This window comes from Rhodoferax ferrireducens T118 (assembly GCF_000013605.1).
GTDB classification, from domain to species: domain Bacteria; phylum Pseudomonadota; class Gammaproteobacteria; order Burkholderiales; family Burkholderiaceae_C; genus Rhodoferax; species Rhodoferax ferrireducens.
The window spans coordinates 777,349-798,221 of sequence record NC_007908.1; the positions used below are offsets into that span (position 1 = coordinate 777,349).

The window sequence follows — 20,873 nt, forward strand, 5'->3', positions numbered from 1 at the left end:
TAGCCACCGTGGAATAAGCGTGAGTAGCTATTGTTTCAGTAGTTGGCCGGATCAGGCCGGTTTTTTGTGCGCACGCACCCGCGGCTTGGGTCCTGCCACCTCATCGTCGATGTCGTCGTCCTGGCGTCGCTGCGCCGCGCTGGCGCGCCCGGGTGCATCGTAGGCGTCCACAATGCGCGCCACCAGCGGGTGGCGCACCACATCCGCGCTGGTCAGGCGGCAGATGGCAATTCCGGGCACGCGTTTCAAGACGCGCTCGGCGTCAATCAGGCCGCTGAGTTGGGTCTTGGGCAGGTCGATCTGGCTCACGTCACCGGTTACCACCGCTTTGGAGCCGAAGCCGATGCGGGTCAAAAACATCTTCATCTGCTCGGGTGTGGTGTTTTGCGCCTCGTCCAGAATCACAAAAGCGGTGTTGAGCGTGCGCCCGCGCATGAAGGCCAGCGGCGCGACCTCGATGGTCTGGCGCTCAAACGCTTTTTGCACCTGCTCAAAACCCATCAGCTCATACAGCGCGTCGTACAAGGGGCGCAGGTAGGGGTCTATTTTTTGCGCCAGGTCACCGGGCAAATAGCCCAGGCGCTCGCCCGCTTCCACTGCGGGGCGCGTCAGCACGATGCGCTGCACGGCGCTGCGCGCCAAGGCGTCCACGGCCATCGCCACCGCCAGGTAGGTTTTGCCAGTGCCGGCCGGGCCGATGCCAAAGGTGATGTCGTGGCTGGCAATCTGGTCCAGGTAGAGCGCTTGGTTGAGGGTGCGGGGCTTGAGGTCGCTGCGCCTGGTCTTCAGGCCAGGGCCGTCGGTGTCATTCATGTCGGCGTCGCCCGCCAGCATGAGTTGCACGGTGGCGGGCTCGATCGGGCGCACTGCCATCTCGTACAAGGCTTGCAGCATTTCCATGCCGCGCTTGGCATTGGCCTTGGTGCCGTCGACCTTGAACTGCTCGTGGCGGTGGGCAATTTTGACTTGCAGCGCGACCTCGATGGTGCGCAGATGCTCGTCCATCGGGCCGCACAGGTGGCTTAAGCGGGTGTTATTCGGCGGAGAAAACAGGTGTCGGAGAATCAAGTTGATAATTCCTGAAAAAGGTCACCCATGATAGGCAATAAATGATCGGCAAATTAAGCGGCACGCTCGACGACAAGAATCCACCGCAAGTGATCGTGGACTGTCACGGCGTGGGCTATGAGGTTTTGGTGCCGATGAGCACTTTTTACAACCTGCCCGAGCTGGGCGCCCGGGTGAGCCTGCTGACGCATTTTGTGGTGCGTGAAGACGCGCAGATCCTGTATGGCTTTGCCACCAGCCAGGAGCGCGCGGCGTTTCGCGAGCTGATCAAAATATCGGGCGTCGGGCCGCGCACGGCACTCTCGGTGCTGTCGGGCATGAGCGTGGCTGAGCTGGCGCAGGCGGTCACACTGCAAGAAGGCGGGCGGCTGATCAAGGTGCCCGGTATCGGCAAGAAAACCGCCGAGCGGCTGCTGCTGGAGCTCAAAGGCAAACTCGGTCCCGATATCGGTGTCGCCGCCAGTGTGGCCAATGACAGTCAGGCCGACATTTTGCAGGCGCTGCTGGCGCTCGGTTACAGCGACAAGGAGGCCGCCGCCGCCTTGAAGGCGCTGCCGAGTGACGTGGGCGTGAGCGAGGGCATCAGGTTGGCGCTGCGGGCCTTGGGGAAGTAGGGCTGCGGGCCTGATTGACGATGCCCTATGGATGAAATCAAAAATCTCGAATCCCTCGGCCTGGTCCTGCCCAGTCCCGCCTACATCGTCGGCGCCATTTTGTTTGGCATCATTGGCTATGTGGCGTTCAGGCGCGGTCGCAAAACAATGTCACCCGCACTGACCTGGACCGGCGTGGTCTTGATGGTGTACCCGTATGCCGTGCCGCAAACCTGGTTGCTGTGGCTTGTGGGTGCTGGCTTGTGCGGATGGCTTTACACCCAGTGGAATTGACTCGATGGGTGTTGTCTTCATCTGTTTCTGGATTCAATGAACCGGCGTGAATATGTTCAACAGACTCGGCCTTTTAGCTGTTTTCCTGACGCTTCTATCAATCCTTGGGGGCTGTGGCACCTCGCCATCGGCCCGTCGTGGCTTGGGTTCCAATGAGGTCCCGGACGTGCCGTCGAGAATCTCGCAAGGGCAGGCCGATGACATCACGATTTACGCTGTCGGCCTTGTCGGCACGCCGTATCGCTATGGAGGCAACACACCGGACTCGGGTTTTGACTGCAGTGGCCTGATTGGCTACATCTACCAGAAGAGGGCCGGGTTGGCGCCACCTCGAACCGTCGCCAGGATGCAGCATTGGGGCCAGCCGGTATTGAGCGACAACATTCGCTCGGGCGACCTGGTCCTCTTTGCCCAAAGCGACGTCGTCACGCACGCGGGAATTTATGTTGGCGCTGGCCGTTTTGTCCACGCGCCATCCACGGGCGGGGAAGTCAGGCTTGATCAATTGAACTCAAGATATTGGTCATCCCAGCAAGTGACTTTTCGCCGGCCTTGACGTCGGTCGAGCCAGCAGCGGAGCTTGGCCGGTGCGCGCTATTTGGAGGTAACCATGTCCATGCCATTCGACTTGACCCACAACGGTCTGGAGCGCTTTGTAGAGGCGCAAGACCCTGTCTATCGCTCGGTCTCTGAGGAGCTTGCAGCGGGGGAAAAGACCAGCCACTGGATGTGGTTCATCTTTCCTCAGCTCAAGGCGCTTGGCCGAAGTCCGATTGCCAAACACTTTGGCATCGAGTCCAGGGACGAGGCGCTGGCTTATTGGAAGCACCCCGTCCTTGGACCGCGCCTGAAGGACTGCACGAAGCTTGTTCTGGCGGTCGGCAACAAGTCCATTTACGATGTTTTTGGCTCACCCGATGACCTCAAATTCAGGTCATGCATGACGCTTTTCGCCCAGGTCGCCCCGGATGAGCCGGTTTTCAGTCAGGCGCTGGCGCGGTTTTTTGGTGGAGCGCCTGATGAAAGAACGCTCGCGCTGCTTTAGCTGGCGTGCTCAGTGCCCGGGCCTTTTAAAACAGCCAAGGCAAAAAGCGCTTGCTCCGAAGCTTGTAGGCGGCATAACCGGGATGTTTCTCGCCCATCCACCGCTCTTCGAGCCTTGATTTCTGGAACAGGACCATGGCCAGTGCGGACCACGCGACCCAGCCGATGAGAAGACCCGATGGCCACGCCAGCGCGGCGCCACCCAGCAGAACCGAGGTGTACATGGGGTGGCGAATCCACCGGTACGGCCCGGTCGTGACCAATACGCCGTGAACTTTGGGCGTCGGGTGAATGTTGAAATTCCCCAGCCGGTTGTGAAGCAGCGTCCATGCGGCGAGTGCGACACAGGCCCCCGCCAGCACGAAGGCACCGGCGGGAATGGCGCCGTGCATCACATTCGGTGCCGCCAACGCTGCCAGTACGAGCAGCAGGCCCAATTGCAGCGCCACCAGCAAGGTGCCGACCCGTTGTCCGTTTTGAATCGAGAAAGGTGGCATGGTCGCAATTGTGGACGAGAAGACGGTTGGCAGCTTAACAGCAGTGCACTGGACCGGCCCCTATCGCTGGCGGATCGGGGCGCAAACCCCCTCAGGGCTTGGCCAGCGGCGGCCCGGGGATCTGCATGGCCGCGTCTTCAAAAGTACCCTTGTCGGCATCGCTGTGGCAGGCGGCGCAGTTGCTTTTGCTTTTCACCAGCGCCGAAGCCCAGTCGGCGGCGGCAATCTCCTGGTGTTTATGCAGCCAGTAAGGCGTCTCGGTGATGCGCAGCGGAGTGGCGTCCCGGGGAATCGATTGCTCGATCTTGAACGCCGCTTCAGTGTTGTGCTGGTCGGCCGAGTTCGCCGTCATGAAGGCCAGCACCGCGGCAGTGGTGCTGGCGTCGAGCCCCAGGTCGGTGCCGAAGTGCTGGCTTTGCTCGGCCATGATTTTTTGCCACGAGCGTGCGGGCAGCAGGGCCGGGTAAAACACGGCGTGGCAACTGCCGCATTCGTCGCGCCACTGGGCGTTGTCGGGCAACTGGCGGCCGAGAAATTTCACCCGGGGCTCATGGGTGTCAGCGACTGATTCGATGTGCCCTGGCTGGCTGTCAAGCTGCCGGTCAATGGCGTAATCAAACCACCAGAGCGCTAACCCGGTGATCAGCAGCAGCATCAGGAACGCCACCCCGGTATGCCGCTTGGCCACCGGTGTGTCGGCGTCAGCCAGCTTGGTGCCCGTGACCATGGAGCGCGCCAGGTTTTCCTTGTGCAGCACGCTTTCCACCACCACGCCGGTGATGTGCCCCATGACCACCAACAGCATCAGCGTGGCACACAGGTCATGCAGCTTCTTGATGGTCTGGATTTGGGCGAAGCTGGCCCAGCCGGCCACGATGCCTTGCTGCTCATCGCCACCCAGCGTCAGGACACCGGTGATCCCGACCACCACCACCAGGGCCAGCAGAATATAGATGGCCAGACTGCCGGCGGGGTTGTGCCCGACGTGGCGCTTCGCGCGGCCCGATGCGACCTGTTGCAGATAAATCAAGGCTTCTTTCGGGCCGAACCAGAAGCTGGCAAAGCGCGAAAAATGCGAGCCCGCGAAGCCCCACAGCAGCCGAAAACCCACCAGGGCGAGCATCAGGTAGCCGAGAAAGACGTGAATGGCGCGCCACTGATCGCCGTCGCTGGTGAGCCAGGCGCCGGCAAAGCTCAGCGCCAGGGTCCAGTGAAACAGGCGGGTCGGCAGGTCCCAGATCAGGGTGCGTTGCATGGCGGCTGGCTTTCAGGGCAAGGCGGGGGAGGAGGAAAAGGCGCACCAGCCTTCGACGAAGGCCGGCGCTTGCCGGATTACTTCGGGATCTTGATGCCGTGTTCGTCAAACACACCCTTGTCGGCACCGCTGTGGCAGGCCATGCAGTTTGCGGGGCTCTTGACCGACTCACGCTTCCAGACCGCCGGGTTGATTTCGCCGCTCATGTGTTTGGCCTTGAACCATTGCGCTTCGGTGATGCGCAGGGGTGCTGCGCTGGAGGTCCAGCGGTTGGACGGGTTCTTGACCAGAAAGTCGGTGATCTCGGCGCTGTCGGCAGGCGACAGCGACGCATCAGTGCCAAAGTGCTTGTCCAGGCCGCTCATGATTTTTTTCCAGGAGGCGGCTGGCAGCAGGCCGGGCGGGAAGGCCATGTGGCAGCCAGAGCATTCAGCCTGCCACTTGGCGTTGACCTGTGACGGCAGGGTGGGGCGGCCACGGTCTTCACCGTTGTACTTGGCCCAGGCACCGAGCGAGGTGGCGGCCAGCACGGCCAGCAGCAATGGTTTGATGAATTTCATGGCGTGCCCTTTACTTGACTGACAGCACATAGGTCATGAAGTCGCCTTTTTCTTGCGTCGTGCAGGCGCGGCCCAGCACGTCGTTGCAATTGCGCTTGAACCACTTTTCAACGTTGGCGGCGTCACTGAAGCGCTTGGGGTTGACCGACGGTGCCATCGCTGCAATCAGCTTGTTGGTCTTGACGTGTTTACCCTCGGCTTTGGGCGAATCGGTATGGCACGAGGCGCACGACAGCTCGGCGCCTTTGGTGCCGTAGAGCTTTTGACCGGCGGCCACGGTGAAGTCCTTGAAAGCCGCGTTTTCCTGTTTGGCTTGTGCCCGGTAGGTCTCAAGAATCGGGTTGGCGGCTGCGGCCAGGGGCAAGGCCAGCGCCAGGCAGGCCAGCAGATGGGGGGTGTGGCGTTTTGTTGTCATGCTGCGTTCTCTTGGGTAAGGAGCCCAAACGATAACCCTGCCAGCTTAAGATTTGCTTAGCTGAGCCCGCCTCGGGGAGCCCGGGCAGCGCGACTTCTCAGGCGCTGGCGGCGTGTTCGACCTTCAGGCACTGGTTCTGCACCACCCACAAGCCCGCGGCCTGGGCCGCTGCGCCGGCTTGGGCGTTTTCAATGCCCAGTTGCAGCCACAAAGCCCGCGCGCCAATGGCGATGGCCTCCTGCGCAACCGGCGGCACATCGGCACTGTTGCGAAACACGTCGACCAGGTCAATGGACGCGTGTTGCGCCGCTTCCTGCAAGCTGGCGTAGACCGGCTCGCCCAAAATGGTCAACCCGCTGGCAGCCGCGACCGGGTTGACCGGAATGATGCGCCAGCCGTGCGCCTGCATGTAGTGCGCCACCTCAAAACTGGCGCGCTCAGGCTTGGGCGACAGGCCCACGACCGCGACGGTGCGGCAGGTCGCCAGAATCTGGCGGATGGTTTCGGTTTGACTCATCATGGCGTCATGAACTCTTCAGCTTGGCCAGCATCGAGCGGACTTCTTGCACACTCAGAATTTCAGACAGCACCACGGGCGCACGGCCATCTTGGTACAGCACATAGACCGGCACCCCGCTGCGGCCGAGTTGCGCCAGCGCGGCGCTGATGGCGGGGTCGCGCTGGGTCCAGTCGGCACGCAACAAGGTCACCTTGTTGGCAGCAAAGTCGGCCAGTACCTCGGGGTTGGCCAGCGTCGTTTTCTCGTTGTACTGGCAGGTGACGCACCAGGCGGCGGAGAAGTCGACAAACACCGGCGCTCCCGTGGCCAGCACTTGTTCCACCCGCCCGGGTGCCCAGAGTTGCCAGCGGCTATCGCTGGCAACCCGGGAGGCGCCTGCCATCTTGATGACATTCTGGCCGATAGCCCCCGTCAACAGGGTGAGAGTTGCTATTGAAATAGTAGCTATCACGACCCGGCTGCGGCCCGTGAGTGTCAGCGACCAGAGCACCAGACTCAAGCTCAGCAGCAGCGCCAGCAAGGCGGCGGCGCCGTCAATGCCACTTTGCTGACCCAGCACCCACACCAGCCAGACCACGGTGGCAAACATTGGGAACGCCATGGCCCGGCGGAAGGTGTCCATCCAGGCGCCGGGGCGCGGCAGCCAGCGCGCCACTGCCGGGGTCAGGCTGGCGGCCAGATACGGCAGCGCCATGCCGATGCCCAGCGTCATGAAAATCAGCAAGGCCTGCAGCGGCGGCAGGCCCAGCGCCAAGCCTAGCGATGCGCCCATGAAGGGCGCGGTGCAGGGCGAGGCAATGGCGACCGCGAGCACGCCCGACAAAAAGGCGTTGACCGCCGGGTTTTTGGCCTCCAGCGTCAGCACCGCGTTGGGCAAAAAGCGGCCAAACTCAAACAGGCCCGCCAGGTTCAGGCCCATCACGGTGAACAACACCGCCAGCGCCGCCACCACCGCCGGCGACTGCAACTGAAAGCCCCAGCCCAGTTGCTCGCCCGCGCTGCGCAAGCCGATCAGCAGCGCGCCCAGCGCCAGAAACGAGAGCACCACACCGGCGCTGTAGGCCAGGCCGCTGATGCGGTGGCCACGCCGGTCATGGGCATGACGGGTAAAACTCATCACCTTGATCGCCAGCACCGGAAACACACAAGGCATCAGGTTGAGGATCATGCCGCCCAGCAGTGCACCCAGCAGCGCCGCCCACAGGCCGAACGAAACCTGGGGGCCAGTCGGGGCTGTGGTGCTGGCCAGAGCCGGGGCCAGCCCAGGCGGGCTGCTGCCGGCCACGCCCGCCACCGGCGGCCAATTGCCCAGCACCTGGGCCTGGGCCCGAAAACCTTGCCGCTGGCCGTTGACGTCAGCCACCAACACCAGCGGTATCAGCGCCGGGCTCTCGCTGCGAAGTCCTGACAAAGGCACGCTGGCGGTCCAGACGTCGCCCTGCCCGTTTTTTGTCCATTGCTGTGACCAGGTCGCCGCAGGGTCGATCAGCTCGGGCGTCTCCGGGAAGAACTCCAGTTGTTTGCCACGCAGCGTCGGCGGCAGGCCGACCACGGTCAGCTTGAGCTGCTTGCCATCCACCGCCACCCGGCTGTCGCCTTCCAGCGCGGCAGGCTGGGCCTTGAGGCTGGCGGTGAAAGCCGCGCTGTTGAGCGCGGTGGAGCCGCGCACCGGCACGTTCAGGACAAATTCGCCGTCTTGCGGCACGCATTCGAGCCGGCAGACCAGCCAAGTGGCCTTGAGTTTGATTTCGAGGCCGCTGCTCTGCGGCGACGGCTTGAACGCGGGTGAGATGCTCAAAGGTACCGGCAGCAACACCGTGCCCTCGTAGCCATAATTGGTCAGGTTGCCAAGCGGAATTTTTTTCGGCAAGGGCCAGGCGATCTCGCCCGCCGTCACGCCCGCGGGCAGCGTCCATTGCAGCGTGGTGGGCAAGCCGGAGTCACCCGGGTTTTTCCAGTAGGTGTGCCACTCCGGCAGGTGCGTCAATTGCAGACCCACCCAGACCGATTTTCCCGCGTCGGCGCCATCCGGGGCCTGCACCATCAACTCGGCCCGCACCTGTTCGGTGTTGACCACGGATTGGGGGATATTTTGGCCTCTAGCCCCTGTCGTTATTGTACAAAATGCTACAAATAAAGTAGCAAAAATAAGGCGATGGGGTAATTTCAGGCAATTCATTACAACATGTGAGTCAGGCTAATCGGCAAAGTTCCAGCGCGCGGGTGCGGTCATGGTCAGCGCCTGCCGACGCGGCCTCTGAACCCACCGCCGCTATTTTCCCTCATCGTCGTCCATCAGCAAGGAGCCCTGCGCAAATACAGCCGGCAACCTTGTGGGTGCTTTGATGCGCACCTGCTTGTTGACGTTCATGCGGCCAAACACCACTTCAATGTCAGAGGCGCTGACGCCAAACTGGACGGCCAGAAAACGCACCATGTGATCGGTCGCTCGGCCCGCCACCGGTGCCGCCGCGACGCTGACCTTGAGTTGCTTGCCAAAGGGTTTGCCGATGGCGTCCTTGCTGGCGCTGGGCTTGCCCAGAATATTGATCACCAGAACATCGCCATCCCAGGCAAAAAAAGAATCGCCGGTGGCGTTTTTGCTGGCGCGGCTCATGCTGCCAGGCCCGCCGGTGCCGTGTGTCGTTGCTGGTTCATTTCAATGGGACATAGATCATTTTTTGCGGCCTGATACAAAAAAAGTTAATAAAAAGGATTTGCTTTTCCGCCAAGGCGGGGGCATAGTGAATCTGTCGGCGTCTATTTTTGCCTTGATTTTTTGTGTTGTTTGCATGGCGCCGGCAACCGTCTCAACCCTGAGAGTAACAGGAGATTATTTATGAATTTGACGATCAGCGGTCATCACCTCGAGGTCACACCGGCCTTGCGCAGTTACGTTACCAGCAAGCTGGACCGGATCAAGCGGCATTTTGACCAAGTGGTCGATGTCAAAGTTCTGCTCACCGTGGAAAAGCAGACCGAGAAAGATTTAAGGCAGCGCGCCGAGTGCAATATTCATGTCAAGGGGACAGACATGTTTGCCGAGAGCTCACATGCCGATTTGTACGCTGCCGTGGATGAACTGGTGGACAAACTCGATCGTCAGGTTGTCCGCCACAAGGGGCGTTTGCAGGATCATCATCACGAAGCGCCGAAACGACTGATGTGAGGCCACCGGCCTGAGATCAGTCCCAGCCGCCTGCTCCGCCGGGCGGTTTTTTTTGGGCCCCATCCGGATGTGGGCATAATTCCCCCCTAAATTATGAATCGACTCGCAGCCATCCTCCCCCTTGCACAGGTGCTTGTGCAGGTTGATGCCACCAGCAAAAAGAGAGCTTTTGAAGAAGCGGGTTTGCTGTTCGAAAACCTGCATGGTCTCAGCCGTTCACTGGTCACCGACAGCCTGTTTTCCCGCGAGCGGCTGGGCTCCACCGGCTTGGGGCACGGCGTTGCCATTCCGCATGGCCGCATCAAGGGCCTGAAGTTGCCCATGGCCGCCGTGCTGCAGTTGACCCGCCCGATCGGCTTTGATGCGCCGGACGAGCAACCGGTCAATTTGCTGATTTTTCTGCTGGTGCCCGAGTCGGCGACGCAAAAGCATCTGGAAATCCTCTCGGAAATAGCCGAAATGCTCAGCGACGCGACCTTGCGGGAAAAAATGGCGCTCAGTGCCAGCGCGGAGGAACTGCATGGGTTCATTGTCAAATGGCAATCGGCCCAGGTGGTCTGATGCCCTGGCCGGGGCGTCGACCTGATTCACTGGATGCCGTGTGAAGCCTAACGTTGTCAGCGCCGATGTGCTTTTTGACGAGTTTCGTGGCGCCCTGAAGTGGGAGTGGCTGGCGGGACTGGGTGCCTCGGAGCGCCGCTTCGACGAGGTGGCGGTGCGTGCCGCACGCTCCGGCGCCGATCTGGTGGGCCACCTCAATTACATCCATCCCTATCGCATCCAGATCTTGGGCCAGCGCGAGATTGCCTATCTCACCAACTCGACGCCGGACGACTGCGCGCGCCGGATTTCCCGCATTGTCACGCTGGAGCCACCGGTACTGATTCTGGCCGACGGGCAGGATGCGCCGCAAGCCCTGTTGTCGATGTGTGAACGGGCCCAGATTCCGATGTTCGCCACCGCGAGCTCATCGGCTTTTGTGATTGATGTGCTGCGCGCCTACTTGTCCAAATATTTTGCCGACCGCATCACAATGCACGGCGTGTTCATGGATATTCTGGGCTTGGGTGTGCTGATCACCGGGGAATCGGGACTTGGCAAAAGTGAGTTGGGCCTGGAGCTGATCTCGCGCGGCAATGGCCTGGTGGCCGACGATGCGGTCGACCTGTACCGCATCAATCAGGACACGATTGAGGGCCGCTGCCCCGAGTTGCTGATGAACCTGCTGGAAGTGCGGGGCATTGGGCTGCTCGATATCCGGGGCATCTTTGGCGAAACCGCCGTGCGACGGCGCATGCGGCTCAAGCTCATTGTGCATCTGGTGCGCCGGGAGACGATGGAGCGCGACTATGAGCGCATTCCCTACGAGCCGCTGACCCAGGATGTGCTTGATGTGCCGGTACGCAAAGTGGTGATCCAGGTGGTGGCGGGGCGCAATATTGCGGTGCTGGTGGAAGCTGCCGTGCGCAACACCATCCTGCAATTGCGCGGCATCGACACTTACCAGGAATTTGTCGAGCGTCACCGCAAGGCCATGAAACTGAGCGAATGAAGCGGGCCCGCTGAAGGGCCGGTGCGGCGCTGTCGTCGTTGGTCAATCCTGGGCGTCGGCCGACGCGGGACGATTGGGACACCGCTCCCGGGTGCAGTGGGCATAGAGACTCAATGCATGGTCGGCAATGGCAAATCCTTTGGCCTTGGCGACCGCGCGCTGGCGTTTTTCGATTTCCGGGTCATAGAACTCTTCCACTTTGCCGCAATCCAGGCACACCAGATGGTCATGGTGCTGCCCCTCGTTGAGCTCATAGACCGCGCGGCCGCTCTCAAAATGGCTCCGAATCAGGATGTCGGCTTGCTCGAACTGGGCCAGCACACGGTACACCGTGGCCAAGCCGACATCCGAGCGCTCCTCCAGCAAGACGCGAAACACGTCCTCGGCCGTCATGTGCCGTTGCCCGCCCTTGTGGAATATTTCCAGTATTTTCAGCCGGGGTAGCGTGGCCTTCAGGCCGGTACTTTTAAGTTCATCGATCTTGGTCATGGCGGGTCTCAGTCTTGCCAGCCGCCAGGTCGATCCTGCAGGCACAGCCGGTACAATGGTCCGATCATATCGCCACACCCCACACCACCTCATGACTGATCTTCAACGTCTTGCGACCCGTTTGGGTCTGATTTTTGCCGCCAGCGCCAGCCTGGTGGCTTGTGGCAGTCTGAATGGCGCCAGTACCAGCATCGCCAGTATCGTGACGCCCTACAAGATTGACATCGTTCAAGGCAATTTTGTGTCCCAGGAGCAGGCCGCTGCGGTCACACCGGGCATGAGCCGTGTGCAGGTCCGCGATATTCTGGGCACGCCCTTGTTGAGCAGCATCTTCCACGCTGACCGCTGGGACTATGTCTTCACTTTCAAACGCCAGGGCCTAGCGCCACAGGCGCGCAAAGTCACCGTGTTTTTCAAGGATGATGCGCTGGAGCGCATCGAGGCCGATGCCTTGCCGACCGAAGCCGAGTTCGTGGCCTCGCTCGATTCAGGACGGCAAGCCGGCAAAGTGCCGGTGCTGGAAATGCCGCCAGAGAGTCTGACGGCGGCGCCGGCCCCGATAAAAACGGTCGAGCCAACGCCGCTGCCGCCGCTGCCCGCGAGCTATCCGCCGCTGGAGCCGGTGGCCCGCTAAGCCGGTTTTTTCAATCTTTCCCGCCTTTTCAGCGTTCGCGACCATGACTCAAAACCTGACCCATCGTGTGGCCATCGCGGGTGCATCTGGCCGCATGGGCCAGATGCTGATCGAAGCCATCAAGAGTGCCCCTGACTGTGAACTGACCGGTGCACTGGACGTGCCGACCAGCCCCGCCCTGGGTGCGGATGCGATGGCATTTTTGGGCCAGACCAGCGGCGTTGCGATCACCGCTGATTTGGCCGTCGGTCTCAAACAGGCCCGGACCCTGATTGATTTCACCCGGCCTGAAGGCACGCTGGCCCATGTGCGCATGTGCCGTGAGTTGGGTGTCAACGTGGTGATTGGCACCACCGGCTTCAGTGACGCGCAAAAGGCCGAGATCACCGCGGCCACGCGTGACATTGCCATTGTGATGGCGCCCAATATGAGCGTGGGGGTCAACGTCACGCTCAAGCTGCTGGAAATGGCGGCCAAGGCGCTGGCCACGGGTTATGACATTGAAATCATCGAGGCGCATCACCGCCACAAGGTCGATGCCCCGTCCGGCACGGCGCTCAAAATGGGCGAGGTGGTGGCCGGCGCACTCGGGCGCGACCTGAAAGACTGCGCCGTCTATGCGCGCCAGGGCGTCACCGGTGAACGTGACCCGTCCTCGATTGGTTTTGCCACCATTCGCGGCGGTGACATTGTGGGCGACCACACCGTGCTGTTTGCCGGTATTGGCGAACGCATTGAGATCAGCCACAAATCGTCCAGCCGTGCCACCTATGCGCAGGGCAGCTTGCGCGCGCTGCGTTTTCTAAGTCAACAAAAAGCAGGTTTGTACGACATGGCTGACGTACTGAACCTGAAATGAACGCGGCCCAGTTGTTTTGGCAGGGCGACACCCTCACCCGGGGTGTGGCGCTGCTGCTCCTGGCCATGTCGGTGGGCAGTTGGGTGGTCATTGTGTGGAAAGCGTGGTTGCTGCGCCGCGCCAGCGCTGACGTGGTGCGCAGCCTTGCCGCCTTCTGGAGCTCCATATCGGTTGCAGAGGCGCTGCACAAGTTGCAGGCTTTTGACCGAGAAGCCCTCGTCATTCCTATGATCGTTGCTACAAAACTTGAAGCAAACGGGACGCTCTCTAGCGCCGGGGACAAGTCCCAGCAACTGACCCGGGTGCTGCGCGATGCGCTGCACGCGGCCTTGACCAAGCTTCACTATGGTCAGGTGTTGCTCGCCACGGTGGGCGCCACGGCGCCGTTTGTGGGCCTGCTGGGCACGGTCTGGGGTATCTACCACGCCCTCATTGGCATCGCAAACGCCGGGCAGGTGACGATCGACAAAATCTCCGGCCCCGTCGGCGAAGCGCTGATCATGACCGCCGCGGGCCTGGCGGTGGCGATTCCGGCGGTGCTGGGTTACAACGTGCTGGGCCGCGTGATCGGGCGCATCGAGGCGCAGCTTGAAGGCTTTGCACGTGATCTGCGGGAACTGGCGGGCACCCAGCCGGTCTGGCAGGTTTAGGCCGTGGCCTGGATACGGCGATGTCGTTTGGCCGTCTAGAGCGCACACCCGGCCCCAAGCCGATGAGCGAGATCAACATGACGCCGCTGGTCGACGTGATGCTGGTGCTGGTGGTGATTTTCATCATCACCGCGCCGCTGCTGGCGAGTTCCATCCAGCTGGACCTGCCCAAAGCCCAGGCCAGCCCGGTCAGCGCGGCACCGAAGTTCGTGACCGTGGTGGTGGATAGATCCGGGCAAACCTTTTTGGATGACCAGGTGTTGACGCTGACTGAGTTGGCGACCCAGCTGGCGCAAACCGCCAGGCTCAACCCCGACCTTGAAGTGCAGCTGCGTGCCGATACCGCGGTACCCTACGGCCGTATCGTTGATGTCATGGGCATTGCCCAAAAAGCAGGATTGAACCGGATTGGTTTTGTGACCAATCCCAAGCCGCCAGTGGCGCCCTAAAATCGCTTGATTGCGATCCCGTGATCGCCAGAGTGAAACCCAATGCAAGAAAAATACACCCCTCTCGACGTCGAACAAGCCGCCCAAAGTCATTGGACGGCAATGGATGCCTACCGCGTCACCGAAGACTCGTCGAAAAAGAAGTTTTACGCCTGCTCCATGCTGCCTTACCCCAGCGGCAAGCTGCACATGGGCCATGTGCGCAACTACACCATCAACGACATGCTCACGCGCTACCTGCGCATGAACGGCTACAACGTGTTGATGCCCATGGGCTGGGACGCCTTTGGCCTGCCGGCCGAGAACGCGGCGCTGAAAAACGGTGTGCCACCGGCCCAGTGGACCTTTGAGAACATCGCTTACATGAAGCAGCAGATGCAGGCCATGGGGCTGGCGATCGACTGGAGCCGCGAGGTTGCCACCTGCGATCCCAGTTATTACAAATGGAACCAGTGGCTGTTTTTGAAGATGCTGGACAAAGGCATTGCCTACCGCAAGACCCAGGTTGTCAACTGGGACCCGGTCGACCAGACCGTGCTGGCGAACGAGCAGGTGATCGACGGCAAGGGCTGGCGCACCGGCGCGACGGTTGAAAAGCGCGAGATTCCGGGCTACTACCTCAAGATCACCGATTACGCCGAGGAGTTGCTGGGGCAGGTGCAGACCGGTTTGCCGGGTTGGCCCGAGCGCGTCAAGCTGATGCAGGAAAACTGGATCGGCAAGAGTGAGGGCGTGCGCTTTGCCTTCACCCATGACATCCGCGACGCGTCCGGCGCGCTGATTGACGACGGCCGCATGTATGTCTTCACCACCCGGCCCGACACCATCAAGGGTGTGACGTTTTGCGCCGTGGCGCCCGAGCATCCGCTGGCGCTGCACGCCGCCAGGGGCAACCCGGCGCTGGCCGCCTTCATCGAGGAATGCAAGACCGGCGGCACCACCGAGGCCGAGCTCGCCACGCAGGAGAAAAAAGGCCTGGACACCGGGCTGATCGTCACCCATCCGCTAACCCAATTGCCAGTGGCGGTGTGGGTTGGCAACTACGTGTTGATGAGTTATGGCGACGGCGCTGTCATGGGCGTGCCCGCGCATGATGAGCGCGACTTCGCCTTTGCCAAAAAGTACGGACTGCCGATCAAGCAGGTGGTGCAGGTGGACGGCGAGCAGTTTGATTACGACCAGTGGCAGGACTGGTACGCCGACAAGCAGCGTGGCGTGGCCATCAACTCCGGCAGTTTCAGCGGCATGTCGTTCAAGCAAGCGGTGGAGGCGGTGGCGCACAAGCTGGCGGCGCTGGGTCTGGGTGAGAAAAAAACCACCTGGCGCCTGCGCGACTGGGGTGTGAGCCGCCAGCGTTACTGGGGCACACCGATCCCCATCATTCACTGCCCCGAACACGGCGCCGTGCCGGTGCCCGAAAAAGATCTGCCGGTGGTGTTGCCGCAGGACTGCGTGCCCGATGGCTCCGGCAACCCCTTGCACAAGCACGAAGGCTTCCATGCGGGTGTGGTCTGCCCGATTTGTGGCGTGGCGGCGCGGCGCGAGACCGACACCATGGACACCTTTGTGGACAGCTCGTGGTACTTCATGCGTTACTGCGACCCGAAGAATGAGAAGGCGATGGTCGGCGAGGGTGCGGCTTACTGGATGCCGATGGACCAGTACATTGGCGGCATTGAGCACGCCATCCTGCATCTGCTGTATGCGCGCTTCTGGACCAAGGTCATGCGCGACCTGGGGCTGGTCAAGGTCGATGAACCGTTCACCAAACTGCTCACGCAAGGCATGGTGCTCAACCATATCTACTCACGCAAAGGTGAGAACGGGGCCAAAGACTATTTCTGGCCGAACGATGTTGAAAATGTGTCCGATGAGACCGGCAAGGTGGTGGCTGCCAAGCTGAAAGTCGCCGTGGGCAACTTGCCCGCTGGCACGCTGGTCGACTACGAGGGCATCGGCACCATGTCCAAGTCGAAAAACAACGGCGTGGACCCGCAGGACCTGATCGAAAGGTATGGCGCCGACACCGCCCGCCTGTACACCATGTTCACCGCGCCGCCCGAGGCCACGCTGGAGTGGAACGACGCGGCGGTCGAAGGCAGCTACCGCTTCCTGCGCCGGGTCTGGAACTTCGGCATCAAACTGTCTACTATTGATATGATAGCAGTTGATGAAAGTACGACGGGGGCTACAGCGCTGAATGACATAAATTTCAGCAAGGAAGCGAAAGTCCTGCGGCTGGAAATCCACACCGTGCTGAAACAGGTGGATTACGACTACCAGCGCATGCAGTACAACACCGTGGTCTCCGGTGCGATGAAGATGATCAATGCGCTGGAGAACTTCAAAGCCACCGACTCAGGCGGCGCGCAAGTGGCGCTGATAGAGGGTTTTGGCATCCTGCTGCGCTGCCTGTACCCGGCCACGCCGCACATCGCGCACAGCCTGTGGCAGGGTTTGGGCTATGCCGGCACCCTGGGCGACCTGCTCGATGCACCCTGGCCCCAGGTGGACGAACTGGCGCTGTTGCAGGATGAGGTTGAACTGATGTTGCAGATCAACGGCAAGCTCAGAGGTGCCATTGTGGTGTCGGCGGGCGCCTCCAAGGTCGAGATCGAGCTGGCGGCCATCGACAGCGAGGTTTTCCGCAAGCTGGCCAACGGGGCGACGCCCAAGAAGGTCATCGTGGTGCCGGGGCGGCTGGTGAATCTGGTGGTTTGAGTCAATTCCTATGAAACGTCGTTCTGTTGTTGCGCTGCTGGGCTTGGCCAGTTTGTCGCTGGGTGGCTGCGGGTTCAAGCTGCGCGGGGTGCAAACCTACACCTTTCAGACCCTGGCGATCCTGCCCAATCCGGGTGGGCCGCTGGCCATCGAGTTGCGCCGTTCATTTGGCGATTCGGTGCGGGTGCTGGCGCCCAATGAGCCGTTCAGCCAGGCGCAGGTGGTACTCGACATCCTGCAGGAGCAGCGTGAAAAAACGGTGGTCGGGGTCAGCAGCTCGGGCCAGGTGCGTGAGTTTCAGTTGCGCATCCGGGTCAAGTTTCGGGTCCGCAACCGCGACGGTGATGAGCTGACGCCGCCGACCGAACTGGTGCAGCAACGCGATATGAGTTTCAGTGAATCAGCCGTGCTGGCCAAAGAAGCCGAGGAAGTTCTGCTGTACCGCGACATGCAGTCCGACATGGTGCAACAATTGATGCGCCGTCTGGCAGCCATCAAATAGTGGGGGGGCGCCGCCCGCCGCCAGGCGAAGCGAGCTTGGGTTTCTGTTCTCAAACGATGGGAGAGACGAGAAACTGGCCCGATGAGACAACCCACCCAAGATATTTGAACCTTCATGCAGCTCGCCCCTCACCAACTCGCCAACCACTTGCAGAAAGGCCTGAAAAGCCTGTACACCGTGTATGGCGACGAGCCGTTGCTGGTCCAGGAGGCGGCGGACGCTATTCGCGCGTTCGCCCGCACCCAGGGCTTTACCGAGCGCAGTTCGCACACGGTGGCCGGGGCGCACTTTGACTGGAGCGAGGTGCTGGCGGCCGGCGGCTCCCTGAGCTTGTTCGCTGACAAGCAGATCGTCGAGTTGCGTATTCCCTCCGGCAAACCCGGCAAGGAGGGCGGCGTGGCGCTGCAGCAACTGGCCGAACAAGCGCGCGGCAACGAGTCAACCCTGACCCTTGTCATGCTGCCGCGGCTCGACAAGCTGGGCAAAGGCAGCGCCTGGTTTGGCGCGCTGGAGAGTTTTGGCATCACGCTGGCGGTGGAGCCGGTTGAGCGTAATGCCTTGCCAGCGTGGATTGCGCAGCGTCTGGCCGTTCAAGGCCAGCGTGTGGCCGCCGGTGAAGCTGGTCAGCACAGCTTGCAGTTCTTTGCCGACCGGGTGGAAGGCAATTTGCTGGCAGCGCATCAGGAAATCCAGAAACTTGCCCTGTTGTATCCGCCCGGCGAGTTGACGTTTGACCAGATTGAGAGCGCCGTGCTCAACGTGGCGCGCTACGACGTGTTCAAACTGTCGGACGCCGTGCTCTCGGGCCAGGTCGTTCGCGTGCAGCGCATGCTGGACGGCTTGCAGGCCGAGGGTGAGGCGGCGGTGCTGGTGCATTACACCCTGGCCGAGGACATACGCGCCTTGAAACGTGTCAAAGATGCGATGAACCGTGGCAGTCCGCTGCCGATGGCCTTGCGCGAGCAGCGCGTGTGGGGCACGCGCGAGCGTTTGTTTGAACGCGTGCTGCCGCGCCTGGGTGACGCTGCCCTGGCAAGCTTGCTGCGGGCGGCGCACCAGGTCGATGGTGTGGTCAAAGGCCTCAAGTCCCCCGACTGGCCCACGGAGCCCTGGGCTGCGTTGCAACAGCTGGCGTTTGATTTGTGCCGCGAATGCGCCCGCGTGCCGGGCAAGCGCTAAAGCGTCGGGCACAGCGTCCTGAAAACCCAGACAGTCGCGCAACTAAGGGTAAACCCTTATAATACGGACCTGTCAACTTCAAGAGGACTTACCATGTCCAAACTGATAGAGCGTATCAAAGCTCTGATTCCCATCATCAAGGGCCAAAAAGACCTTGACGATGCGTACCTTGCCCGATCGGCCGACGTGTATGACCTCGAGCGTCGTATGCGTCTGCTTGACGTAGAGTCCCGCGCCAACGCGCGCAGTCTGATTTTCGGCACCATGATGCCGTGAGGAGGCTGGCCATGAACTGCCCTCCAACGCCAGACGAAACAGCGGCCAGTTTTGGTCGCACACTGACACTTCTTCAGGGCTTGCCATTTGACCTGGCCCGCGCGCAGTACGCCGCCGGGGTGCGAGTCGGGCTCATCGAGCAGTCTTTGCTCGGCTGGGCCAAATTCGAACGTCAAGTCAACTTGTTGGAAAAATTAACGCTGGGGCCTTGGGCGCGTAGCGTCTGACGGGGCTTTTATCTCATGGCGGTGCCCGCCTGACGGATGGATCCGCCGGATCGCCTGGGTGTCAGTGAAGGCACGGGCCGACCGGTTCGAACCGAGTGGTCTGCAACTCTGCCAAAATGCACCCCTGCGACCCGCGCCTGTGTTTGTATGGCTCGCCCGATCAAAAGCCGAATTTGAGCCGTTAATAAGTACATGATTCCACTCAACACGACCGACTACGCCAACGCCCTTGGTTTGAAGGCAAAACAGGCTTCAGCCCTGATGGCGCGGGCGCCAACAGCGACCAAAAACGCAGCGCTTCGCAAGCTTGCCGGGCTGCTGCGCGCCAACGTGAACGCGCTGCAGATCGACAACGCCAGAGACATTGAGCGCGCTGTTCAATCCGGGCTGGCCGCGCCCATGGTGGATCGGCTGAAACTGAGCCCTCAAGTCATCGAGACCTGCGCCCAGGGCTGCGAGCAGCTGGCCGGCATGGCTGATGTGATTGGCGAGATCATTGGCATGAAGCAGCAGCCCAGCGGCATCCGCGTCGGGCAGATGCGGGTGCCGATTGGCGTCTTTGGCATGATTTTTGAGAGCCGCCCCAACGTGACGATTGAGGCCGCCAGCCTGTCCATCAAGAGCGGCAACGCCTGCATCTTGCGGGGCGGCTCGGAGGCGATCGAGTCGAACAAGGCGCTGGCCCGGCTGGTGCAGCAGGCTTTGACTGAGAGCGGCTTGCCTGCGGAGGCGGTGCAACTGGTGCAAACCACCGACCGCGCCGTGGTGGGCCAGCTCATCACCATGCCGCAGTATGTGGATGTGATCATTCCGCGCGGCGGCAAGGGCCTGATCGAGCGCATCAGCCGCGACGCCAAGGTGCCGGTGATCAAGCACCTGGATGGCAATTGCCACACCTACGTGGACGACCCGTGCGACATCGCCATGGCGGTCAAGGTGGCCGACAACGCCAAGACCAACAAATACAGCCCGTGCAACGCGACCGAGAGCCTGCTGGTGGCGCGCGCTGTGGCGGCTGAGTTTTTGCCCTCGATTGGCCGGGTCTACGCCGCCAAGGGGGTGGAGATGCGCTGCGACCCGCAGGCGCTCGCAATCTTTAAGGAAAATCAGCCTGTAGCCCCCGTGAATATTGGGCATGACGCTATCGATTCAGCAGTGGAACTCAAGCCGGTGCTGGTGTTGGCGCAAGAGTCCGACTGGTTCGAGGAATACCTGGCGCCTATCATCAGCATCAAGGTGGTGGCCGGTGTCGACGAGGCCATTGCCCATATCAACCGCTATTCGAGCCACCACACCGATGCCATCCTGACGCGCGACCACATGCACGCCCAACAGTTTTTGCGCGAGGTGGACTCCGCCAGCGTCATGGTCAACACCAGCACGCGCTTTGCCGATGGCTTTGAGTACGGCCTGGGGGCCGAGATTGGCATCAGCACCGATAAATTTCACGCCCGCGGCCCGGTCGGCATTGAAGGCCTGACCTCACTCAAGTACGTGGTGCTGGGCGACGGCGAAATACGCGCTTAAACTCGCCTGCGCGTTCCGTTTCGGGATGCCATTGCGCGGGTTTCAAATCCAAAGGACAACTCATGCGTCACGCCTTGCACAGCAGAACATTTTGCGCCAGCACCCTGCTGCTGGCCGTGGCGTGGCCCTTGGCGGCGAACGCCAGCGCCCAACTTGCCGTCGACCATGGTTGCTACAACTGCCATGGGGCCAATTTGCGTGATGAAGCGCCCAGTATGGAACGTTTGGCGCAGAAGCTGAGCAAGTACAAGGGTGACCCGGCGGCGCAACAGAAATTTGTCGACAAATACCGCGCTGGCGAAATGTTCGGCCACATCGACGCCCACGAGCGCTTGAGCCTCGAATCCGCCACGGCACTGGTGCGTTGGCTGGCCGAGGGTGGCAAGTAAAAAA

27 protein-coding genes are annotated in these 20,873 nt (G+C 61.4%); 18 read left to right on the forward strand and 9 right to left on the reverse strand.

Annotated elements, in window-relative coordinates:
- Window positions 1–51: 51 nt before the first annotated feature.
- The gene (locus RFER_RS03670) at window positions 52–1,068 is read right to left on the reverse strand and encodes a PhoH family protein (RefSeq protein WP_011463061.1); all 1,017 of its coding nucleotides are present in this window, start codon (window positions 1,066–1,068) and stop codon (window positions 52–54) included.
- A gap of 41 nt (window positions 1,069–1,109) precedes the next feature.
- Here RFER_RS03670 and ruvA point away from each other — a divergent pair, with 41 nt between their 5' ends.
- From ruvA to RFER_RS03690, 4 genes are read left to right on the forward strand one after another with little or no spacing between them, the layout of a single operon-like run.
- Window positions 1,110–1,682: a Holliday junction branch migration protein RuvA gene (ruvA, locus tag RFER_RS03675; protein ID WP_011463062.1), complete on the forward strand. Its 573-nt coding sequence runs from the start codon at window positions 1,110–1,112 to the stop codon at window positions 1,680–1,682.
- A gap of 27 nt (window positions 1,683–1,709) precedes the next feature.
- Window positions 1,710–1,955 (forward strand): hypothetical protein, encoded by a 246-nt coding sequence (locus tag RFER_RS03680; RefSeq protein ID WP_011463063.1) that lies wholly within the window; start codon window positions 1,710–1,712, stop codon window positions 1,953–1,955.
- Window positions 1,956–2,007: 52 nt separating this feature from the next.
- On the forward strand, window positions 2,008–2,511 hold the full coding sequence (locus RFER_RS03685) for a C40 family peptidase (protein ID WP_011463064.1): 504 nt from the start codon (window positions 2,008–2,010) through the stop codon (window positions 2,509–2,511).
- A gap of 54 nt (window positions 2,512–2,565) precedes the next feature.
- Window positions 2,566–3,000 (forward strand): DUF1810 domain-containing protein, encoded by a 435-nt coding sequence (locus RFER_RS03690; RefSeq protein ID WP_011463065.1) that lies wholly within the window; start codon window positions 2,566–2,568, stop codon window positions 2,998–3,000.
- Window positions 3,001–3,025: 25 nt separating this feature from the next.
- Here RFER_RS03690 and RFER_RS03695 read toward each other — a convergent pair whose 3' ends face one another.
- The 7 genes from RFER_RS03695 to RFER_RS03725 all read right to left on the reverse strand — a co-directional run bounded on the left by RFER_RS03695 (window position 3,026) and on the right by RFER_RS03725 (window position 8,863).
- Entirely contained in the window at window positions 3,026–3,496 is a 471-nt protein-coding gene (locus RFER_RS03695; RefSeq protein ID WP_011463066.1) for a methyltransferase family protein, read from the reverse strand.
- A gap of 91 nt (window positions 3,497–3,587) precedes the next feature.
- Window positions 3,588–4,751 carry a cytochrome b/b6 domain-containing protein gene (locus RFER_RS22875; protein ID WP_011463067.1) on the reverse strand — a complete coding sequence of 388 codons (1,164 nt, stop codon included), beginning with the start codon at window positions 4,749–4,751 and terminating at the stop codon, window positions 3,588–3,590.
- Window positions 4,752–4,828: 77 nt separating this feature from the next.
- Window positions 4,829–5,311 (reverse strand): diheme cytochrome c, encoded by a 483-nt coding sequence (locus tag RFER_RS03705; protein ID WP_011463068.1) that lies wholly within the window; start codon window positions 5,309–5,311, stop codon window positions 4,829–4,831.
- A 10-nt stretch (window positions 5,312–5,321) separates the two neighbouring features.
- Entirely contained in the window at window positions 5,322–5,726 is a 405-nt protein-coding gene (locus RFER_RS03710) for a DUF1924 domain-containing protein (protein ID WP_011463069.1), read from the reverse strand.
- 97 nt (window positions 5,727–5,823) lie between these two features.
- Window positions 5,824–6,243 (reverse strand): CoA-binding protein, encoded by a 420-nt coding sequence (locus tag RFER_RS03715; RefSeq protein WP_041790114.1) that lies wholly within the window; start codon window positions 6,241–6,243, stop codon window positions 5,824–5,826.
- A gap of 7 nt (window positions 6,244–6,250) precedes the next feature.
- Window positions 6,251–8,425, reverse strand: coding sequence for a protein-disulfide reductase DsbD family protein (locus tag RFER_RS03720; protein ID WP_011463071.1), 2,175 nt, complete (start codon window positions 8,423–8,425; stop codon window positions 6,251–6,253).
- Window positions 8,426–8,518: 93 nt separating this feature from the next.
- A complete protein-coding gene (locus tag RFER_RS03725) occupies window positions 8,519–8,863 on the reverse strand; it encodes a DUF167 domain-containing protein (protein WP_011463072.1) in 345 nt (114 codons plus the stop codon).
- Between the two features lie 222 nt (window positions 8,864–9,085).
- Between RFER_RS03725 and hpf the strand changes: the two genes are divergently transcribed.
- The 3 genes from hpf to hprK all read left to right on the forward strand — a co-directional run bounded on the left by hpf (window position 9,086) and on the right by hprK (window position 10,967).
- Window positions 9,086–9,415, forward strand: coding sequence for a ribosome hibernation-promoting factor, HPF/YfiA family (gene hpf, locus RFER_RS03730; RefSeq protein ID WP_011463073.1), 330 nt, complete (start codon window positions 9,086–9,088; stop codon window positions 9,413–9,415).
- 93 nt (window positions 9,416–9,508) lie between these two features.
- On the forward strand, window positions 9,509–9,976 hold the full coding sequence (locus tag RFER_RS03735; protein ID WP_011463074.1) for a PTS sugar transporter subunit IIA: 468 nt from the start codon (window positions 9,509–9,511) through the stop codon (window positions 9,974–9,976).
- A gap of 40 nt (window positions 9,977–10,016) precedes the next feature.
- Window positions 10,017–10,967 carry an HPr(Ser) kinase/phosphatase gene (gene hprK, locus RFER_RS03740; protein ID WP_011463075.1) on the forward strand — a complete coding sequence of 317 codons (951 nt, stop codon included), beginning with the start codon at window positions 10,017–10,019 and terminating at the stop codon, window positions 10,965–10,967.
- Between the two features lie 42 nt (window positions 10,968–11,009).
- On the opposite strand, the gene fur is transcribed toward hprK, so the two are convergent.
- Window positions 11,010–11,456, reverse strand: a complete 447-nt coding sequence (gene fur, locus RFER_RS03745; protein WP_011463076.1) for a ferric iron uptake transcriptional regulator — start codon at window positions 11,454–11,456, stop codon at window positions 11,010–11,012.
- A gap of 91 nt (window positions 11,457–11,547) precedes the next feature.
- Here fur and RFER_RS03750 point away from each other — a divergent pair, with 91 nt between their 5' ends.
- The 11 genes from RFER_RS03750 to RFER_RS03800 all read left to right on the forward strand — a co-directional run bounded on the left by RFER_RS03750 (window position 11,548) and on the right by RFER_RS03800 (window position 20,869).
- A complete protein-coding gene (locus RFER_RS03750; RefSeq protein WP_041790115.1) occupies window positions 11,548–12,090 on the forward strand; it encodes an outer membrane protein assembly factor BamE in 543 nt (180 codons plus the stop codon).
- A 43-nt stretch (window positions 12,091–12,133) separates the two neighbouring features.
- Window positions 12,134–12,949, forward strand: coding sequence for a 4-hydroxy-tetrahydrodipicolinate reductase (dapB, locus tag RFER_RS03755; protein WP_011463078.1), 816 nt, complete (start codon window positions 12,134–12,136; stop codon window positions 12,947–12,949).
- A complete protein-coding gene (locus RFER_RS03760; RefSeq protein WP_011463079.1) occupies window positions 12,946–13,599 on the forward strand; it encodes a MotA/TolQ/ExbB proton channel family protein in 654 nt (217 codons plus the stop codon). The genes dapB and RFER_RS03760 overlap by 4 nt, the downstream gene beginning before the upstream one ends.
- 20 nt (window positions 13,600–13,619) lie before the next feature.
- Entirely contained in the window at window positions 13,620–14,048 is a 429-nt protein-coding gene (locus RFER_RS03765) for an ExbD/TolR family protein (protein ID WP_011463080.1), read from the forward strand.
- A gap of 42 nt (window positions 14,049–14,090) precedes the next feature.
- Window positions 14,091–16,769 (forward strand): leucine--tRNA ligase, encoded by a 2,679-nt coding sequence (leuS, locus tag RFER_RS03770; RefSeq protein ID WP_011463081.1) that lies wholly within the window; start codon window positions 14,091–14,093, stop codon window positions 16,767–16,769.
- A gap of 10 nt (window positions 16,770–16,779) precedes the next feature.
- Complete coding sequence (gene lptE, locus RFER_RS03775; protein ID WP_011463082.1) at window positions 16,780–17,271, forward strand: LPS assembly lipoprotein LptE; 492 nt, start codon at window positions 16,780–16,782, stop codon at window positions 17,269–17,271.
- A gap of 114 nt (window positions 17,272–17,385) precedes the next feature.
- Complete coding sequence (gene holA, locus RFER_RS03780) at window positions 17,386–18,450, forward strand: DNA polymerase III subunit delta (protein ID WP_011463083.1); 1,065 nt, start codon at window positions 17,386–17,388, stop codon at window positions 18,448–18,450.
- Window positions 18,451–18,543: 93 nt separating this feature from the next.
- On the forward strand, window positions 18,544–18,726 hold the full coding sequence (locus RFER_RS03785) for a DUF3563 family protein (RefSeq protein WP_041790118.1): 183 nt from the start codon (window positions 18,544–18,546) through the stop codon (window positions 18,724–18,726).
- A gap of 11 nt (window positions 18,727–18,737) precedes the next feature.
- Window positions 18,738–18,953, forward strand: a complete 216-nt coding sequence (locus RFER_RS03790) for a hypothetical protein (protein WP_041790120.1) — start codon at window positions 18,738–18,740, stop codon at window positions 18,951–18,953.
- A 192-nt stretch (window positions 18,954–19,145) separates the two neighbouring features.
- Window positions 19,146–20,480 carry a glutamate-5-semialdehyde dehydrogenase gene (locus RFER_RS03795; RefSeq protein ID WP_011463084.1) on the forward strand — a complete coding sequence of 445 codons (1,335 nt, stop codon included), beginning with the start codon at window positions 19,146–19,148 and terminating at the stop codon, window positions 20,478–20,480.
- Window positions 20,481–20,542: 62 nt separating this feature from the next.
- The gene (locus RFER_RS03800; protein ID WP_011463085.1) at window positions 20,543–20,869 is read left to right on the forward strand and encodes a c-type cytochrome; all 327 of its coding nucleotides are present in this window, start codon (window positions 20,543–20,545) and stop codon (window positions 20,867–20,869) included.
- Window positions 20,870–20,873: the final 4 nt, after the last annotated feature.

What these genes read in the sequence shown, in the direction of transcription:
- RFER_RS03720 (WP_011463071.1), bottom strand. Translation starts at nt 8,425, where the DNA reads ATGAATTGCCTGAAATTACCCCATCGCCTTATTTTTGCTACTTTATTT.
- RFER_RS22875 (WP_011463067.1), bottom strand. Translation starts at nt 4,751, where the DNA reads ATGCAACGCACCCTGATCTGGGACCTGCCGACCCGCCTGTTTCACTGG.
- holA (WP_011463083.1), top strand. Translation starts at nt 17,386, where the DNA reads ATGCAGCTCGCCCCTCACCAACTCGCCAACCACTTGCAGAAAGGCCTG.
- hpf (WP_011463073.1), top strand. Translation starts at nt 9,086, where the DNA reads ATGAATTTGACGATCAGCGGTCATCACCTCGAGGTCACACCGGCCTTG.
- RFER_RS03705 (WP_011463068.1), bottom strand. Translation starts at nt 5,311, where the DNA reads ATGAAATTCATCAAACCATTGCTGCTGGCCGTGCTGGCCGCCACCTCG.
- RFER_RS03680 (WP_011463063.1), top strand. Translation starts at nt 1,710, where the DNA reads ATGGATGAAATCAAAAATCTCGAATCCCTCGGCCTGGTCCTGCCCAGT.
- dapB (WP_011463078.1), top strand. Translation starts at nt 12,134, where the DNA reads ATGACTCAAAACCTGACCCATCGTGTGGCCATCGCGGGTGCATCTGGC.
- RFER_RS03785 (WP_041790118.1), top strand. Translation starts at nt 18,544, where the DNA reads ATGTCCAAACTGATAGAGCGTATCAAAGCTCTGATTCCCATCATCAAG.
- RFER_RS03760 (WP_011463079.1), top strand. Translation starts at nt 12,946, where the DNA reads ATGAACGCGGCCCAGTTGTTTTGGCAGGGCGACACCCTCACCCGGGGT.
- lptE (WP_011463082.1), top strand. Translation starts at nt 16,780, where the DNA reads ATGAAACGTCGTTCTGTTGTTGCGCTGCTGGGCTTGGCCAGTTTGTCG.
- RFER_RS03750 (WP_041790115.1), top strand. Translation starts at nt 11,548, where the DNA reads ATGACTGATCTTCAACGTCTTGCGACCCGTTTGGGTCTGATTTTTGCC.
- RFER_RS03695 (WP_011463066.1), bottom strand. Translation starts at nt 3,496, where the DNA reads ATGCCACCTTTCTCGATTCAAAACGGACAACGGGTCGGCACCTTGCTG.
- fur (WP_011463076.1), bottom strand. Translation starts at nt 11,456, where the DNA reads ATGACCAAGATCGATGAACTTAAAAGTACCGGCCTGAAGGCCACGCTA.
- RFER_RS03765 (WP_011463080.1), top strand. Translation starts at nt 13,620, where the DNA reads ATGTCGTTTGGCCGTCTAGAGCGCACACCCGGCCCCAAGCCGATGAGC.
- RFER_RS03710 (WP_011463069.1), bottom strand. Translation starts at nt 5,726, where the DNA reads ATGACAACAAAACGCCACACCCCCCATCTGCTGGCCTGCCTGGCGCTG.
- ruvA (WP_011463062.1), top strand. Translation starts at nt 1,110, where the DNA reads ATGATCGGCAAATTAAGCGGCACGCTCGACGACAAGAATCCACCGCAA.
- RFER_RS03790 (WP_041790120.1), top strand. Translation starts at nt 18,738, where the DNA reads ATGAACTGCCCTCCAACGCCAGACGAAACAGCGGCCAGTTTTGGTCGC.
- leuS (WP_011463081.1), top strand. Translation starts at nt 14,091, where the DNA reads ATGCAAGAAAAATACACCCCTCTCGACGTCGAACAAGCCGCCCAAAGT.
- RFER_RS03725 (WP_011463072.1), bottom strand. Translation starts at nt 8,863, where the DNA reads ATGAGCCGCGCCAGCAAAAACGCCACCGGCGATTCTTTTTTTGCCTGG.
- RFER_RS03685 (WP_011463064.1), top strand. Translation starts at nt 2,008, where the DNA reads ATGTTCAACAGACTCGGCCTTTTAGCTGTTTTCCTGACGCTTCTATCA.
- RFER_RS03715 (WP_041790114.1), bottom strand. Translation starts at nt 6,243, where the DNA reads ATGAGTCAAACCGAAACCATCCGCCAGATTCTGGCGACCTGCCGCACC.
- RFER_RS03800 (WP_011463085.1), top strand. Translation starts at nt 20,543, where the DNA reads ATGCGTCACGCCTTGCACAGCAGAACATTTTGCGCCAGCACCCTGCTG.
- RFER_RS03690 (WP_011463065.1), top strand. Translation starts at nt 2,566, where the DNA reads ATGTCCATGCCATTCGACTTGACCCACAACGGTCTGGAGCGCTTTGTA.
- RFER_RS03735 (WP_011463074.1), top strand. Translation starts at nt 9,509, where the DNA reads ATGAATCGACTCGCAGCCATCCTCCCCCTTGCACAGGTGCTTGTGCAG.
- RFER_RS03795 (WP_011463084.1), top strand. Translation starts at nt 19,146, where the DNA reads ATGATTCCACTCAACACGACCGACTACGCCAACGCCCTTGGTTTGAAG.